This is a genomic window from Fibrobacter sp. UWR3 (genome assembly GCF_900143055.1).
GTDB lineage: Bacteria > Fibrobacterota > Fibrobacteria > Fibrobacterales > Fibrobacteraceae > Fibrobacter.
Genome location: NZ_FRCW01000009.1, coordinates 1 through 16,077 on the forward strand (window position 1 = coordinate 1; position 16,077 = coordinate 16,077).

The window sequence follows — 16,077 nt, forward strand, 5'->3', positions numbered from 1 at the left end:
CAAAATATAGATTATTCCGCTGTCAAAAGGTGACGCCACGCCCGGAAGGCAAGAAAAAAGCAAAAAAACGCAGAATTCAACCGCCTGCAGGGGTCACTTTTCCTCAAAAATGCCAAAATTTCCGCGAAAATCGCCGATTGTCATAATATGACATACGAGGAATGTATATTTGCATCGAGAACACTTTGCCCCGCCTTTTTTTGCTTGTAGGCGGAAGGAGTAGAAGATGGCTAGAAAGACCGAAAAAACGGATGATATCGCACCTAACCCGCTGATGGAGTCGGGCATCGGAAAGATGATTCAAGTCATTCGAGGCAAGCAGGTGTTGCTTGACCGCGATTTGGCGACGCTTTACGGGGTGGAAACGAAGCGTATAAATGAGCAGGTAAAGCGCAATATTGAGCGTTTTCCCGAAGATTTTTGCATACAACTCTCTTTAGAGGAATCGCAACTTCTAAGGTCGCAAAAGGGGATGCGGACGAATAGTTGGACACAACTAGAGGACGCATCATGTACTTTACTGAAGAACAAATCGCCAAGGCGCTGGAAACATTCCATGATTTAAAGTCGGCGACAAAGGTCGTAAGAGAACTCGGCTATCCATCGACAAAACAGCTATATAAGTGGATAAGGAGGGAAGGCCAACCACGTCAGGAAAGAAAAAAGCATCACAAGGTTATAAACACTACAGAACATCCGGCTCACGCCCCTCTCAAGATTAAACTTGAGGCCATCCACAGATGCTACGAAATGGGCGAACCGATGATTTCTGTAGCCAAGGATATTGGATATACGTATGCAAGTATCTATTATTGGTACCAGAACTATAAAAAGTACGGACTTATGGGACTACAGAACAAACCTAGACCAACGAAGCGGAAACAGGCGAAAGAAAAGGATCTTTCTTCCGAAGACGCGAAGGCGCTGAACGAGAAGATTCGAAGCCTACAGCTGGAAGTCGACATACTGAAGGAGACGCTGAACATAATAAAAAAAGACCCAGGCGTTGACCTGTCTGCCCTTCGGAACAGGGAAAAAACACAGCTCGTCAACGCCTTACGCAACCGCTACGAATTAAGGGATATCCTGCTCGCGCTGGGGATGTCCCGAAGCGTCTATTACTACAACGTAAAACACCTGGACGACCGGAGCAACAAGGATCGTCGGCTGCTCAAGGAACTCGTTCCCATATTTGACGAATCCAATAAAACCTACGGCTACAGGCGAATCCACAGTGAGCTTTCAAAGACCGGAAGGACGGTTTCCGAGAAGGTTGTCAGACGAGCAATGAAGCTCGGCAACCTCGTTGTCTACAGGCCCAAGAAGCTGAAGTATAGTTCGTACAAGGGCGAGATCACGCCCGCTGTCCCCAATATCCTCAACCGTAATTTTCACGCCGACGCACCCAATCAAAAATGGCTGACGGACATAACGGAGTTCCCGCTGCATGACGGCAAGGTGTACCTATCGCCGATTATCGACTGCTTCGACGGGGCACCAGTGTGCTGGACAATCGGGGAGTCCCCTGATGCGACCCTTGTCGACGAGATGCTGGACAAGGCCGTCGCGACACTCCACGAGGGCGAAGCCCCGATTATCCATACAGACCGAGGGAGCCATTACAGATGGCCTGGATGGATCGAGAGGATGAAGAAGTACGGCTTGACCCGCTCCATGTCAAGGAAGGGCTACACTCCCGACAATGCCGCCTGCGAGGGCTTTTTCGGTATACTCAAGAACGAGTTCTTCTACAGCAGAAATTGGAGAAAAGTCGACAAGGAAGAGTTCAAGGCCGAGCTTGAAAAATATCTGGAATGGTTTTGCACGAAACGGATAAAGGTCGGGCTCAACGGAATGAGCCCAGCGGATTACCGGAAACTATATTTGGACAAACAATCTGTCTAAATTATTGTCCGCATCCCCAAATGCGACCTTAGAAAAAAAGGGGCAAAATTTAAAGGGAAAGCACACAAAATACCGTTCTTTAGCCTTCACCGAACAAGGCGTTGCGATGCTGTCTTCGGTTCTAAAAAGCGAGACAGCAATCAAAGTCAATATCGCCATCATGCGGGCTTTCGTGCAATTGCGTCACCTTATGATGGGTAACGGGGGCCTCGTCAACCGGCTTTCAAACGTGGAAGCAAAGGATTTGGAACAGGACTGCCGCTTGACTGGTCATGACGAGCATCTGCTTGACCATGACCGTAAATTTGACGAACTGTTCGAGGCGATGGACCGTGGCGAGCTCAAATCCAAGGGTTTATTTTATAACAACCAGGAGTTCGATGCCTATGTATTTGTCTGCGACCTGATTCGTCAGGCAAAGAAAAGAATCGTACTTGTCGACAGGTACGTGACAGAAAAAACGTTGACCATGATGCTCAAACGGGAAAAGGGCGTTTCTGTGACAATCTACACCTACGACAAAAGCAAAGTCCTTGAAATGGACCTAGCCACTTACAATGAACAATATCCCGACAGCCCGATGCAAGTTTTGCCTAGTTACGGAATGCACGACCGATTCTTGTTCATAGACGATACGGCCTTCCACTTCGGAGCTTCGCTCAAGGACCTTGGCAAGAATACGTTCTTCTTTACGCAAGAAGATTTCACGTTGCAAGAAGTGCTGAAGGAATCGCAGAAAATTCAGGCAGAAAAAGAAAGCTAGGCGTTACAAGGTAACAACGCAGATTAGGGTTCTGCGGGCGTTACTCCAGCGTAAAACCCCGCCTAAAGTTCTCAATGAGGCAGCAGCTGATGCTCACGTCGGTCTCGTACTCGGGAATGTCCTCGCGCTTCACCCACATGGCTTCGGAGAGTTCTTCTTTTTGCATGTGGATGGTGTCGTCGCCGTCGAGTTCAGCGGTGAAGCCCGCGATGAGCGAGTCGCTGAAGGGCCACGGCTGACTCCCGAAATAGCGGATATTTTTCACGCGGAGGCCAGCCTCTTCCAAAACTTCACGGTGAACCGCCTGTTCAAGACTCTCGCCCACTTCCACGAAACCCGAGATGAGAAAGAGTCGCGGGTTCGGGTTGTCGATGTTGTGCGCCATCAGGAGTTTGTCGCCATTGCGGACAGCCACAATCACGACCGGCGAGATGCGCGGGTACACGGTGTTCCTGCATTTAGGACAAACTACCGCGCGTTCCTTTTCGCTACGGGTCATTTCACTTCCGCAACGGCCGCAGAACCTGTTGAGCGATTCCCAGTGAGCGATGTGCGCGGCGGTCGCGCCACCCATGCGTAAAAGCGGGTCACCCATGTAGCGGTACGTGCGCGCGGGGCAAAGGACATAATCGTCCGACGCGGATTCCACCAGTTCTTTCGAAATGCTTAAATCCGCCAGGAAATACGCAGCATCGTCAATGCTGAAAAGGTAATGGCACGGGATATTCCCTTGATTGAAATCTTCTACCCTAGGAATTTCAAAGGAATCGCCGTTCTTTTTGAGAAGGCTCTTATCCCCGAAAAAAACGACAAGAAAATCCGACGGTTTCGGGCTTTGAACCCGGAACTCGTTATGCAATTTATGTGGCGCGATTTCGTGAATCATGATCTAGTTATTAGTAGTTAGTCATTAGTCATTGGTTTAGATAATCGCGCCTACGGCGCCTGAATAAATTCTATTGACCATTGACTAATGACCAATGACCATTTCCTATTCCAGATACGTGTACCCGTAAAGGCCGCCGCGGTAGATGTTCAGGAATTCCTTGCCTTCTTGCAGGCTAATCTTCCCTTCCTTCACGGAGCGCGACACCCAGTTTTCCATGGTGCGCACGAGAGCCTTGTCGCTGAAGTTCACGTAGTCGAGCACGTCTTCCACGGATTCGCCGTCAATCACCTTGTCGATTTCGTAGCCGCCCTTGTCGTTGCACACGATATGGACAGCGTTCGTATCGCCAAAGAGGTTGTGCAGGTCACCGAGGATTTCCTGGTAGGCGCCCACGAGGTAGACCGCGATGTAGTACGGTTCGCCGTTCTTGAGTTCATGCAGCGGGAGCGTGCGGCTCACGTCGCCACCGCGGACGAACATATCGATTTTTCCGTCGGAGTCGCAAGTGACGTCCTGGATGGTCGTCTCGACTGTGGGTTCCTCGTTCAGGCGCTGGATAGGCATGAGCGGGAAAACCTGGTCCACGCCCCAGCTGTCGGGCAGGCTCTGGAACAAACTGAAGTTGCAGAAATACTTCTGTGCGAGCAAGCGCGGGAGTTCGCTGAGTTCGTAAGGCGGATGGCGCAAATCCTTCGCCAGCTGGTCCACCTTGCGTACGATGCTCCAGAACAGGCGTTCGCACATGGCGCGCGTCGGCAGGTCGTAATCGCCCACCTTGAAACCGTTCAGAACGTCATCGTTCAGCTGGATGGCATCGTGCCAGCTTTCGAGCAGGTTCTTCGGGGTAAGTCCCTTGTAAATGCCGTACAAATCCTTCAACGCATCGGGAGCGTCGTCGTCAATCTCGTGAGCGTTCTCGTCGAAGAACGCCTGGCCTGCGGTTTCCAGCACGTTGAACACCAAAATGGAATGGTGCGCCGCAAGAGCGCGGCCCGATTCCGCAATGATGTTCGGGTGCGGCACGTCGCCGTTTTCGCAGGCTTCGTACATGGCGTACACCACGTCGTTCGCGTATTCCTGGATGGAGTAGTTCACCGAGCTCGCGTTGGAACTGCGGGTGCCGTCATAATCCACACCGAGACCGCCGCCCACGTCCACGAATTCAAGGCTCATGCCCATCTTGCGAATCTGCACATAGAACTGCGAGACTTCGCGCAGGCCCGATTTGATGTGGCGGATGTTCGTAATCTGGCTACCCAGGTGGAAGTGGATGAGCTTCATGCAGTCTTCCATCTTCTCCTGCTTGATGTAGTCCAGCGCTTCTAGCAGTTCGGAACTGTTGAGACCGAACTTGCTGTGGTATCCGCCAGATTCTTCCCACTTGCCGCTGCCGGAGCTAGCAAGCTTGATGCGGATGCCGATGTTCGGGCGCACGCCGATACGGCGGGAAAGTTCCACCACCAAGTGGAGCTCGTTCATCTTCTCGACGACGATGAAAATCTTCTTGCCCATCTTCTGCGCGAGGAGGGCAAGTTCAATGAAGTCCTCGTCCTTGTAGCCGTTGCAGATAATCAGCGAATCCGGGTTGTCCATGTTCGCGAGCACCGCATGCAGTTCCGGCTTGGAACCGGCCTCGAGACCGATGTTGTATTTTTTGCCGTGGCTGACGATTTCTTCGAGCACGGCGCGTTGCTGGTTCACCTTGATCGGGAAGATGCTGTAGTAGCTCCCGTTGAAACCATATTCCTGACGGGACTTGTTGAAGCACTCGTTTATCTTCTCGATGCGGCTGTCCAGGATGTCCGGGAAGCGAAGCAGCATCGGAGTGGAGACGTCGCGGAGCGAAAGTTCCTGCACGAGTTCGTACAGGTCAATGTCCGGGCCGCCTTCCTTGAGCGGGTGAACAGTCGCGTGGCCCTTCTCGTTGATGTCGAAGAAGTTCACGCCCCAACCCTTGACGTTATACAAGTCACGGGAATCGTCAATGCGCCATTTTTTCATTGCTCTGAGTCTCTCTAGTCAACGAGAACAGGGTTGAAGTTTTCCTTCCACGGGAGGCCGTACTTGGTGAGGGCTTCCATGAACGGATCCGGGTCGAATTCTTCCACGGTATGCACGCCCGGCTTGTTCCACTTGCCGGTAAGCACCATCATGGCGCCGCACATGGCCGGCACGCCGGTCGTGTAGGCGATAGCCTGGCTGCCGAGTTCCTTGTAGCATTCCTGGTGGTCGCAAACGTTGTACAGGTAGTAGGTCTTGTCCTTGCCGTCCTTCTTGCCCTTGAAAATACAACCGATGTTCGTCTTGCCCACGGTGCGGGGGCCGAGGCTTGCCGGGTCCGGAAGGAGCGCCTTGAGGAACTGGATAGGCACGATTTCCTGGCCCTGGAACTTGATGGGCTGCGTGCTGAGCATGCCCACGTCTTCGAGGCAGCGCATGTGGTCGAGGTAGCTCTGGCCGAACGTCATGAAGAAGCGGATGCGCTTGACGCCCGGGATGTTCTGGGCCAGCGATTCGATTTCTTCGTGGTGCAGCAGGTACATGTCCTTCTTGCCCACTTCGTCAAACACGTATTCGCGCTTGATGCTCATGGCCGGGATTTCGACCCAGTGGCCCTTGCCGTTAGCGTCGGTGTCCCAGTAGCTGCCCGGAGCGGAAACTTCGCGCAGGTTGATTTCGGGGTTGAAGTTCGTCGCGAACTTGTAGCCGTGATCGCCGCCGTTGCAGTCGAGGATGTCGATTTCCTCGATGGTATCGAACTGGTGCTTGAGGGCGTAGGCGCAGTAGGCCTGGGAAACACCCGGGTCAAAGCCCGAGCCGAGCAACGCCGTGAGGCCGGCCTTTTCAAACTTTTCCTTGTAAGCCCACTGCCAGCTGTAGTCGAAGTAGGCGCTAAAGCCCTGTTCCTTCACGCGCTTGTCGTAGACCTTGCGCCATTCCGGATCGTCGATGTTTTCGGGCTCGTAGTTCGCCGTGTCCATGTAGTTCACGCCGCATTCGAGGCAGGCGTCCATGATGGCGAGGTCCTGGTACGGGAGCGCAATGTTCATCACCAGGTCGGGCTTATATTCCTTGATGAGCTTAGAGACATTTTCGGCCTTGTCCGCATCCACGGCGGCAGTCGTGATGACCGTCTTCGTGTTCGGGCGCAGTTCCTGTGCCAGCTTCTCGCAGTTTTCGCGGTGGCGGCTAGCGATGCAGATTTCGCTGAACACTTCGCTTGCCGTGCAGCACTTCTTGATAGCAACCGTGGCGACAGCGCCACAACCGATAATCAATGCTCTTGCCATTTTTTGTTTATTCCTCACGTTAAGAGTTAATCCATCGGGATGGCGATCCCGGTGGTGAATGTTAGCTTGATAAATTTAGGAAAAAAGTAAGCGTACATTCCCATTCTATTCTTAAAAAGTTCTTCAACGATATGTATAGGTGTATTTGTACCGCCTTATAACCTTATCAAAGTAATCATCTGCGGTTTTACGAACATAGGAACTTTCCACAACATTTCCATTCTCATCAACCGTAACGCCGACCACCCACCTCAGTTTTCCGCCATAATCATAATACTCTTCCCGATCCAAGCGCCCATCCTTATATACAGCACTTCGTGAAACCCCATTTTCCCAAATTGATTTAGTTGTTCCGTCTAGGTTGTAGGTATACTTCCGATGAATTCGTCTTCCAGAAAAATCATCCGAAAAAAGTATTTCAATTGGATTTCCTTTAGCATCCATCTCTTTTAGGCGATAACTATACATCTCTCCATTATAAGTAACCTTCTCTTCTTTTCTGTTTTCGCTAACATCAAAATCAACACGACTCTCACTAAACGACCGCTCATCATGAATAGAAACAAGCGAGCCATCCTCATCGTAATCAATCTTTAATTTGTGTATAAACGGATAATTTATTCGGGCAGAAACCATCCTGTCATTATCCACTCGATATTGGACCTCAAAAACCTTTCCAGAATCATTCTGTAAGGTGTACACCCTTGTAATCGCCCCCTCGTCTACAGATTCCGTCATTCGGAGAGATGATCTTCTATCGGTCCGGCGAGAAATCGGCAGTGTAAAATTTTCAATCGTCCTACTTAATACAACCCCTTTTTCAGTAGTGGATTTTGCCGAAAAGAGAATTTTTCCCAGGGAATCTTCTACAACATGTTCAATCTGTATTCCATAATCATCCCAACACTTTCTCTCTTTCCCATCAACTTTCAATTTGCCGGAAACTGTATCCAACACAAATAGTTCAGCATTTACGCACGCAATCTTTTCAGAAAGCACCCTCCCCTCAAAGTCCGTACGTTCATACTTTTTCCAACATCCAGTTTTATCGAGATGCGAAAAGAATTCCAGCGCCCTTGCTCCTTGGAAATTCGTACATCCCCAAAAGAGAAACGAAATTACAAGGACAAGGGAAAATCGCATCAAAGACATTTGTTACCAAAGCGAAGGTGTTGTAAATGAGAATCCAATTTCTGCATACACCCCAGGAATATATTGTATAGGCGACAACTTCAAGCCCATTTCAAAGCGAGTCCAGGAATCATAAAAGAACCCAGTCTTGGAAGTGATATATTTGATATCGGCATCTAAGGGGATGTCTATACTTTGACGAATGCCAGAAGGAGTATTTCCCTTGATATAATATTCTCCATAAACCATTAAATTATTGACGTGTTTAGTATCAAACACTTCCGTGCTATCCCTTCTATTGGGTTTCTTTTCAAGTTTATTTCCACAGAAGATATTTCTCGCATATCCGGCACCAAAGCCAAAGCACTTCCCACTTGACGGGGAGCAATGGACGACACCTATAGTCGCATCTACAAGGAATCCGACACCTATGCCCGAAGTATCTTCGACCCAACCATTGTCATCCAAAAGATTATCCGTCGGGAAATAGACATCCAAGCCAACCGTAGCACCAAACTTTAACGCCCACGTCTTGTCGTTTGTTCCTTTGGACATTGCCGGGAACAGCCCCTCATCAAAGGTTAGTTTTCCATCCCCAGCATTCTCGGCAACCTTCTTCTTTTCCCAAGTTTTAGAAGCCGAAAATTCCTTACTCCTTCCACCATTCGGATTGTACTCAGTCCAATAATGCTTGAAAGGCGAGTAATAACGCAAGGAATCATAACTATTTACAAATTTGTACGAGAATTTTCCGCTAGAAAAAACACTCATCGGGTTATCCGATTCAAGTTTGTCCCAAATAAGACTTTCTCCATTATACCTATATTGGAAGTTCCCATAAAACGGGGTTATTAGTTCGAGCTCTTCCAAGACTCCGTTCCGAAACGAAGCTCTCATCTTGAACGATTTCTTCTCCGCCGCGGTCTGTTCCGCAACGCTCTGGTCAGATTGCTTCTGCGCAAACTTTTGGTCTTTGATTAAGTTTTCGAGGACTCTAATAAGCGGAGAGTCCTTGAAAAACTTGGGTCCGTATTTTTCGGAGTCAAACAGGTCCCCACAGTCCTGCATCCATTTAGCAGCCAAATCATCCGTTTGCTTGATGACGTCTTCATCGTAACGCAACAGAAGGGAGCCTCTTTCGAAAGAGGTGTGCAAGGCTTTTTGCGGATTGTATTCCTCACCAGTGAATGCCTTGAGGTAGTCCAAACATTCCTGGGCATGAATTTCCAACTGCCTCGTTTTTTCATCTGAGGCAAAGGCATGCCCTGCCATTACAACAAGAAAGAAAGAAAGAAATAAAGAAAGAAGTCTTTCTTGTACAATTCCTCATCAGAAACCTCCTGAAAGAGTAAAAAATGGAGATCCCCACCTTGGTGGCCATGCGCACTAAACAACAAGTTGTTAAGTGCTGTCCGCCCGCCTGCGCGGGGATGACACCCTACTAATAATTTTCAGCGGTCACTTCGAAGAAGGACTGCGGGTGGGCGCACACCGGGCATGCGGCCGGAGCCTTGGTGCCCACGACGATGTGGCCACAGTTGCGGCATTCCCACACCTTGACTTCGCTCTTCTCGAACACGGCGGCGGTTTCCACGTTCTTGAGGAGGGCGCGGTAGCGTTCTTCGTGGCGCTTTTCAATGGCGGCGACCATGCGGAACTTGTTGGCGAGAGCCTTGAAGCCTTCGGCCTCGGCGGTCTTCGCGAAGTCTTCGTACATGTCGGTCCATTCGTAGTTTTCGCCATCGGCGGCGGCCTTCAGGTTGGCAGCGGTATCGCCGATGCCTTCGAGTTCCTTGAACCACAGCTTGGCGTGTTCCTTCTCGTTGTCGGCGGTTTTCAGGAACAGTTCGGCGATCTGTTCGTAGCCTTCCTTCTTGGCGCAGCTAGCGAAGTAGGTGTACTTGTTGCGGGCCTGGGATTCGCCAGCGAAGGCGGCCTGGAGGTTCTTTTCGGTCTGGGTTCCGGCGTACTTGTTTGCCATATTGTATCCTTTTGTGAATTGTGTCTCTTTGTCCTACTAATGTAGATTATTTTGGCTCCAAAAAGCAACCAATTGATAAAATTAACGCGAAAACCGCAGCGAATTAAATTCGTTGCGGCTTTTATGCATTCAAAAAAGAAACTTTTCGAAGCTTATCATCTTCAATTTTTACGAGAAGCGAGCAGAGCGAGGCCGCAGGACCGAAGCTGTACAAATAGTACAGCGAGAGTCCGAGAACGAAGCTATGCGACGCTTATCGTGAAAATTATACAGCCGCGAATGCGGCGCCGAGCTTCGCGAGGGCCTCGTCGCATTCCGCGGCGCTCACGTTCAGCGGCGGCAAGAGACGCAGCACGTTGCCCTTGGCGCTAAGCACCATGAGCTTTTCGCCCCGGGCGGCGGCGATGATGTTACCCACCGGCATGGATTCGTCAAGAGCCACACCGAGAATCAGGCCTTCACCGCGGATTTCCTTGGCAAAGCTGTACTTCTCCACGAGGGCCGCCAAACCGGCCTTCAGCTGGGCGGAACGTTCGGCGACATTCTTGAGTAGCCCCGGAATCTGCTTCACGACAGCGAGACCTGCGGCGCAGGCAATCGGGTTACCGCCGAATGTGGTACCGTGGTCACCGGCCTTGAGCTGGTCGGCAATCTTCTGGCGCAGGAGCACCGCACCCAGCGGGAGACCGCCACCGATTCCCTTGGCAAGCGTTACCAGGTCCGGATTCAGGCCGTACTTCTCGAAACCGAGGAAGGTTCCAAGACGTCCCACACCCGCCTGCACTTCGTCAACGATGACGAGGCAGCCGCATTCCTTTTGCAGGCTATTGATCGTTGCAACCATCTCGGCAGAAAGCGTCATCACGCCACCTTCGGCAGCCAGCGATTCCAGCATGATGGCACATGTATTGCCATCCACCTCAGCCTTCAATGCAGCACAGTCATTCCATGTTACGTGCACAAAATCACCCGGCATGGAACCGAAGCCTTCGCGGATGGCCGGCTGGCCCGTCGCAGAAAGTGCGGCATACGTCCTTCCGTGGAAACTGTTCACGAACGTGATAATCTTCTGCCGGTTCTTTTCGCCCTTCCGGTCGAAGTACTTACGTGCAAACTTGATTGCACCTTCGTTCGCCTCGGTACCCGAGTTGCAGAAGAACGCCTTGTCGAACTTGGTGATTTCAAGGAGTGCCTTGCCGAGATTAATCTGCGGGTAGTTCGGGTAAAGGTTGCTGATGTGGTTGAAGTGGTTCATCTGTTCCACCACAGCATCCTTAATCGCCTGGTTCTGGTGACCGAGCGCATTCACGGCAATACCCGCAACGAAGTCCAGGTACTGAGTGCCCTGGTCGTCATAGAGGTAAGAGCCTTCGCCCTTCACGAAGTTGATGTCTGCCTTGCCGTAGAGCGGCGCGATAATTTGTTTGTCCTGTTCGAGCAGGTTAGCGCAAGATTGTGCCATAGTTTAAATCTCCATTAATTTGTTTGCCAAAGTGTTCCGCGTCCTTCCAACCCACGATGTGGATGCTCTTGAGTCCTCGTCGGATCGACTTGAAACTCTCGCGGACTTTGGGAATCATACCGCCGGAGATGACGCCAGCTTCGATCAGCTTTTCGGCGTCCGCCTCGCTCAGTTCGGGAATCACATTCTTGTTTTCGTCCATCACGCCCGGCACATCGCTCACCAACACGAACTGGTCGGCCTCCAGCGCCACAGCCAGTTCGCTTGCAGCCGTGTCTGCGTTCACGTTCCAGCTCACGCCGTTACCGTTAGCGTCAGGACCAATAGAAATCGGGCTCACCACGGGAACAAACCCCGCACCCCAGAGCGCGGTCACAATGCCCGGGTTCACCTTCTTGATTTCGCCTACCAGGCCAAGGTCTACCTTGCCCTGCTTCTTGACCACCTGGAACAAATTCGCGTCTACGCCCGAAATACCGACGGCACCACAGCCGTTGTTCAGGAGCATGCGCACGAGCTTCTTGTTCACGTGGCCAGAGAGGGTCATCTCGACCATCTTCATGATGCCGGGGGTCGTGACTCGGAGGCCGTCGATGAATGTCGGTTGTTCCTTGAGCAAGGCGATATTCTCGTTGATGTCCTTGCCACCGCCGTGAACCACGGCCACCTGACAGCCACTACCGGGGAGGGTAGAAACTGCCGACACAAAATCAGCCAGCTTGGCTTCGTCGATTGCCAGGCTGCCACCAATTTTTACAACCACTTTTTTCATCGCTCGGTTTGTTCCTCTCGAGTTTTGCCTTGCAAGGCAGTGAAATTACGCGCAAAAATAAAAAAAAGAGGCCGCAGCGGCAATGTTTTTATTATATTATACCCATAATTCAACCAAAGACACAAGAGGTATATTATGGCAATCACGAAAGTTTGGCTCGACGAATCCAACGACGAGTGCGTTTCCTGCGGCGCTTGCGAAGCTACTTGCGACGCAGTGTTCGAAGTTCCCGAGAAGATGAAGGTCAAGGAAGGTGTTGACTATTCTGCTTACGAAAGCGAAATCAAGGACGCTGCTGACGGCTGCCCGGCAGGCGTGATCAAGTACGAGTAATTGAGGTCCGGCGCAACACGCCACCCGAACTCAAAACTTTTAAAGCCCCGTCTTCGTGACGGGGTTCTTTTTTTGCAACTCTCCAAGAAAACGGTTATTCCGGTTTCAACGCCTCGTACTTCGCCCTTATCCACTCGGGGGTGCGAGCGCGGGTTTCGATGCTCACGCGGTCGATGACGCCGTTCCAAGTTTCGGTCCTAACTTCGTTGCCGCCTATGCGGAACGGGACACTGCGGTTCAATTCGTTAGGGACAAATTCCTGCGTTTCGCCCACGGGCCTGCCGTTCACGTACATGTTCACCATGTGGTCCTTTGACACTAGCGCGATGAACGCCCACTCGCCCACGGGGATACTGCTAGAATCACCGAAGAATACCGCCTCAGGATAGCTGGGCATGCTCTTCATCACGGCAAACGACCCGCTATTCACCTCGTAGTGCCACTGGAACCTTGAGGTAGAATCGCTCCAGTAGGCGCGCTGGCAGAACAGCACCTGATGCTCGCCGTTGGGGCCGTTCCACTTGGTCCACAGCGAAAGCGTGAAGTCGCCACCGGTCGGGTTTAGCGTATCGAGGTCGATATACTGGCCAGCACCGAGCAGCACGCCCTTGCCGCTCACGCCATCCACGTAATTCACACTGTCAGCCAGTCTGCCGTCGTGGTTGAACACGTACTCGTCGCCATTCATCTCGATATTCACGGTTGTCCAGCCGGTATCGGACCAGCGAACATAATCGGTATGGTAAGAGTTAAACCCGTACGCATCTGCAAGCAGGGACAGGTCAGGGTTCCAGAGGAATCCGTCATAGTTTTCAAGCTGCGGGAGAACAACGGTATCGCCTTCATCTTGTATGGTAAACGGAATGTAACCCAGTACGGAATCACTTTCCGAATAAATTAACTCTTCCTGCATTCCCGGCGGGATAGAATCAAAACTGAACGAGCCATCTTCCTGCACATCGGCGCTAAGATGCGTCCCGCCAATGTGGACCTTGCCCGAAGTCACACCGGACATGCTCCCGCGCAGGGCCTTGCGCGAACCGACACGAACCTCAGTCGCCTTTCCACTCGGCGGGAGCGAGATACCCGAAAGGGACCCCGACCGTGCATACAGATAAACACCCGCAAACGCATTTACCACGCCCTTTGCAGAATCCGCATACTGGATGACAGTCGTCCGCCCGTTTTGCAGGTAACCGTGCATGTCATTACTTGCCACCTTGAATTCGAACTGCGCATTTGAATCGGCAACAGCTTCCAGAGAATCCTCAATCGCATAACCGTTATCCCAGTACAGCGTGAGCCGTGCGGCAGGCATCTTGTTGCCCTGCATGTCGACAACGGTCCCCGCAATCTTTGTCGTATCCGGTTCACGCGCAATAGAGTTCCCGATATCGGTCACGCCACCCGCAACGTCGTCGCCGTTCGAACAGGCAAAAAACGCAAGGGAAGCGGCAAGGGCAAGCGCCCATACTTGGCAAGGCTTTTTAAGACAAACTATCAAGCGATTCATCCTTCGGCCTCCTTCCCCACCTTCTTGCTCATCGGGAACGCCACGAGCATCATCTCGTAAACGCGTTCCACGTTCGTGTCGTTGGACGCACGGGCAATAATCTTCTTGCGGGCTTCTTCGAGGACTTCCACAGCATAATTATAGGAACTTTCGCTCATGGCAAGCGTCGTGAAGGCGGCAAAGCGCTCGTCCTTCGGCATGGACTCCACCGCGCCTATCGCATGCTGGATATACTCGCGACGAATCTGCCGGAGGGCAATCGGCGGGATTTCTGCAGCATCGAGCATCTGCGAGGTCTGCACGTAACGGCCGTCGTCGAGCTTGCGCAAGAGCCCCCATTCCAGCAGGTTCTTCACCGCATCGCGCGCCTCTTCCGTAGTTATCTGCGGGGTAAGCGAGCGGGCCAACACGCGGTAGTCGCCGTGCCACTGCGTATCCGCCGCGAGTTCACGAATTACCGGGTAGTACCACTTGCTGAAGTAGGCCTGCTCGCGCGTGGTGATGTGCGTGAATTCAATCTGCTTGCGAATTTGCAGAATCTGCTTCCAGGCCTGGTCGCGCTCGTCCACCTGCTGCGCCTGGTTGTACTGCACCAGCGCCTCGAAGTATTCCTTTTGCAGGGGCTCGAAATCCATCGCCTTCGAAATCTTCTCGATAGATTTCGGCGTGAGGTTGAACCGCCCGCGAATCACGTTCAGGCAGTACGAGGAACTGCTGAACCCCGCCTTCGCCGCAAAGAAACGGTGCGAAAACACGGAGCGCATTTTCTTCTGCTCTTCGAAATAGTCCTGCATGAACTTGCGGAAGTCATCGTAGTCAAAAAGATGTTCCAGCGCGATACTCATGCCCATAAACTACATTATTTTTACACAAAAAGGCGATTTTTGAGTAAAAAAGCGTGTAAAACGCGTTTAAACCGCAAATTTTTGCTACACACGCAGTGTAAAACTAAGATCCCCGACCACGTCGGGGATGACAACAGGAAAACCAAAGATCCCCGATCAAGTCGGGGATGACTACAGGAAAACCAAAGATCCCCGACCACGTCGGGGATGACGACAGGATGACAACGGGATGACGACAGGAAAATTACGCGACCTGGCGGAGGGTGAACACGACGGAAGCGGGCCTCCCCTCTTCGTCCCTCTCGACAAGGATAAACGAAAGCTGGACCCTGCCATGCAACTTCCCCTGGCACTCCGCAAAAATCAGGCTCTGCTGATCCAAGCGAGCCGGAAGCGTTTTCAAGTCCAGGAATTCGAGCATCTGCAGCTTGTCCTTGGTCTCGACAAGCGCAAAGACAGCGCGCTCGATGTTTGTCGCCAGGTTGTCCTCGTCACGAACGACATCCGAGACAAAGGGGTCGCGCTGCACCACCTCGTACGTATCATTCTTCAAGTCGACAACATACACGCATTGGTAAAGCGAGGTAATCGCGCGCGTGACTCGGTCCTTGTGTTCCTCGTCGCGGTACTTCTGGTCAAGCACGATATTGCTGGTATAGATGCTCCTGAAGTGATTAGATATGCGGTTGCACAGATAATAGCCCGCCATTCCAATCGCGATGGATTCAATCGTATAGCCGCCCATCACCGCAATGAACCAATCCAGCGGCTCATGGAAATCACTACGGACCAGGGAGCGAAAATCACTTACCAGCACGTTAGACACAAGAATCATCACATAGTTCAAGGCAACGCTGATAAGGTAAATTTTCTTTTCGCAATAGAACAGGCTCACCATGGGCACAAGCGCGTAGGTAATATAGACACCCACCTTGGCCGTACACATGAACGTGAGGACCCCCATAAAGCCAACCAGCCCCCAAAAAACGGTCCACAGGCTAAGCGGGAAGTAGCGGTTCAGAATTTTTTGACCAAACGAAAGAATAATGAGGGCCAAGCTCATCAGTACACACGACGAATACGAGACGTCACAGTAACCCAAGAAACGGTCAAGCGCGATGGCCGGGCCCGCAAAGGCGCAGAAGAACAGAATCTTGGCCATAGACTCGTTCATCGAACGTCTATTCTTTAGA

At 51.7% G+C, this 16,077-nt stretch carries 15 protein-coding genes; 4 read left to right on the plus strand and 11 right to left on the minus strand.

Going from position 1 to position 16,077, the window contains the following annotated elements:
* The first annotated feature begins 226 nt into the window (after positions 1–226).
* The 3 genes from BUA44_RS15095 to BUA44_RS11625 all read left to right on the plus strand — a co-directional run bounded on the left by BUA44_RS15095 (position 227) and on the right by BUA44_RS11625 (position 2,668).
* The gene (locus tag BUA44_RS15095; protein ID WP_143151976.1) at positions 227–565 is read left to right on the plus strand and encodes an ORF6N domain-containing protein; all 339 of its coding nucleotides are present in this window, start codon (positions 227–229) and stop codon (positions 563–565) included.
* Entirely contained in the window at positions 511–1,905 is a 1,395-nt protein-coding gene (locus tag BUA44_RS11620; RefSeq protein ID WP_072812207.1) for an IS3 family transposase, read from the plus strand. The genes BUA44_RS15095 and BUA44_RS11620 overlap by 55 nt, the downstream gene beginning before the upstream one ends.
* Positions 1,906–2,095: 190 nt before the next feature.
* A complete protein-coding gene (locus BUA44_RS11625; RefSeq protein ID WP_178348794.1) occupies positions 2,096–2,668 on the plus strand; it encodes a phospholipase D-like domain-containing protein in 573 nt (190 codons plus the stop codon).
* A gap of 40 nt (positions 2,669–2,708) precedes the next feature.
* Here BUA44_RS11625 and nudC read toward each other — a convergent pair whose 3' ends face one another.
* The 8 genes from nudC to argB form a co-directional block, all read right to left on the minus strand.
* Positions 2,709–3,554: an NAD(+) diphosphatase gene (nudC, locus tag BUA44_RS11630; protein WP_072812211.1), complete on the minus strand. Its 846-nt coding sequence runs from the start codon at positions 3,552–3,554 to the stop codon at positions 2,709–2,711.
* Positions 3,555–3,659: 105 nt separating this feature from the next.
* On the minus strand, positions 3,660–5,558 hold the full coding sequence (speA, locus tag BUA44_RS11635) for a biosynthetic arginine decarboxylase (protein ID WP_072812213.1): 1,899 nt from the start codon (positions 5,556–5,558) through the stop codon (positions 3,660–3,662).
* Positions 5,559–5,572: 14 nt separating this feature from the next.
* A complete protein-coding gene (locus tag BUA44_RS11640) occupies positions 5,573–6,847 on the minus strand; it encodes a saccharopine dehydrogenase family protein (RefSeq protein WP_072812215.1) in 1,275 nt (424 codons plus the stop codon).
* A 123-nt stretch (positions 6,848–6,970) separates the two neighbouring features.
* Entirely contained in the window at positions 6,971–7,990 is a 1,020-nt protein-coding gene (locus BUA44_RS11645; RefSeq protein ID WP_072812217.1) for a hypothetical protein, read from the minus strand.
* Positions 7,991–8,002: 12 nt separating this feature from the next.
* A complete protein-coding gene (locus BUA44_RS11650) occupies positions 8,003–9,250 on the minus strand; it encodes a hypothetical protein (protein WP_143151977.1) in 1,248 nt (415 codons plus the stop codon).
* A 169-nt stretch (positions 9,251–9,419) separates the two neighbouring features.
* Positions 9,420–9,959, minus strand: a complete 540-nt coding sequence (rbr, locus tag BUA44_RS11655; protein ID WP_072812223.1) for a rubrerythrin — start codon at positions 9,957–9,959, stop codon at positions 9,420–9,422.
* A gap of 265 nt (positions 9,960–10,224) precedes the next feature.
* Entirely contained in the window at positions 10,225–11,421 is a 1,197-nt protein-coding gene (locus BUA44_RS11660) for an aspartate aminotransferase family protein (protein ID WP_072812225.1), read from the minus strand.
* Entirely contained in the window at positions 11,402–12,193 is a 792-nt protein-coding gene (gene argB, locus BUA44_RS11665; protein WP_072812227.1) for an acetylglutamate kinase, read from the minus strand. Before argB ends, BUA44_RS11660 begins: the two co-directional genes overlap by 20 nt.
* 135 nt (positions 12,194–12,328) lie before the next feature.
* On the opposite strand from argB, the gene BUA44_RS11670 reads away from it, so the two are divergent.
* Positions 12,329–12,526: a ferredoxin gene (locus BUA44_RS11670; protein WP_072812229.1), complete on the plus strand. Its 198-nt coding sequence runs from the start codon at positions 12,329–12,331 to the stop codon at positions 12,524–12,526.
* Positions 12,527–12,620: 94 nt separating this feature from the next.
* On the opposite strand, the gene BUA44_RS11675 is transcribed toward BUA44_RS11670, so the two are convergent.
* The 3 genes from BUA44_RS11675 to BUA44_RS11685 form a co-directional block, all read right to left on the minus strand.
* A complete protein-coding gene (locus tag BUA44_RS11675; RefSeq protein WP_072812231.1) occupies positions 12,621–14,039 on the minus strand; it encodes a LamG domain-containing protein in 1,419 nt (472 codons plus the stop codon).
* Entirely contained in the window at positions 14,036–14,884 is an 849-nt protein-coding gene (locus tag BUA44_RS11680) for a TIGR02147 family protein (RefSeq protein ID WP_072812459.1), read from the minus strand. The genes BUA44_RS11675 and BUA44_RS11680 overlap by 4 nt, the downstream gene beginning before the upstream one ends.
* A 244-nt stretch (positions 14,885–15,128) precedes the next feature.
* Positions 15,129–16,058, minus strand: coding sequence for a hypothetical protein (locus BUA44_RS11685; protein ID WP_072812234.1), 930 nt, complete (start codon positions 16,056–16,058; stop codon positions 15,129–15,131).
* Between the last annotated feature and the right edge of the window lie 19 nt (positions 16,059–16,077).

Bases quoted from the DNA above. Each gene is read 5' to 3' on its own strand.
- BUA44_RS11685 (WP_072812234.1), bottom strand. From the start codon at position 16,058: ATGAACGAGTCTATGGCCAAGATTCTGTTCTTCTGCGCCTTTGCGGGC.
- BUA44_RS11680 (WP_072812459.1), bottom strand. From the start codon at position 14,884: ATGAGTATCGCGCTGGAACATCTTTTTGACTACGATGACTTCCGCAAG.
- BUA44_RS15095 (WP_143151976.1), top strand. From the start codon at position 227: ATGGCTAGAAAGACCGAAAAAACGGATGATATCGCACCTAACCCGCTG.
- argB (WP_072812227.1), bottom strand. From the start codon at position 12,193: ATGAAAAAAGTGGTTGTAAAAATTGGTGGCAGCCTGGCAATCGACGAA.
- BUA44_RS11670 (WP_072812229.1), top strand. From the start codon at position 12,329: ATGGCAATCACGAAAGTTTGGCTCGACGAATCCAACGACGAGTGCGTT.
- BUA44_RS11620 (WP_072812207.1), top strand. From the start codon at position 511: ATGTACTTTACTGAAGAACAAATCGCCAAGGCGCTGGAAACATTCCAT.
- rbr (WP_072812223.1), bottom strand. From the start codon at position 9,959: ATGGCAAACAAGTACGCCGGAACCCAGACCGAAAAGAACCTCCAGGCC.
- BUA44_RS11640 (WP_072812215.1), bottom strand. From the start codon at position 6,847: ATGGCAAGAGCATTGATTATCGGTTGTGGCGCTGTCGCCACGGTTGCT.
- BUA44_RS11660 (WP_072812225.1), bottom strand. From the start codon at position 11,421: ATGGCACAATCTTGCGCTAACCTGCTCGAACAGGACAAACAAATTATC.
- BUA44_RS11625 (WP_178348794.1), top strand. From the start codon at position 2,096: ATGATGGGTAACGGGGGCCTCGTCAACCGGCTTTCAAACGTGGAAGCA.
- BUA44_RS11675 (WP_072812231.1), bottom strand. From the start codon at position 14,039: ATGAATCGCTTGATAGTTTGTCTTAAAAAGCCTTGCCAAGTATGGGCG.
- BUA44_RS11650 (WP_143151977.1), bottom strand. From the start codon at position 9,250: ATGGCAGGGCATGCCTTTGCCTCAGATGAAAAAACGAGGCAGTTGGAA.
- speA (WP_072812213.1), bottom strand. From the start codon at position 5,558: ATGAAAAAATGGCGCATTGACGATTCCCGTGACTTGTATAACGTCAAG.
- nudC (WP_072812211.1), bottom strand. From the start codon at position 3,554: ATGATTCACGAAATCGCGCCACATAAATTGCATAACGAGTTCCGGGTT.
- BUA44_RS11645 (WP_072812217.1), bottom strand. From the start codon at position 7,990: ATGCGATTTTCCCTTGTCCTTGTAATTTCGTTTCTCTTTTGGGGATGT.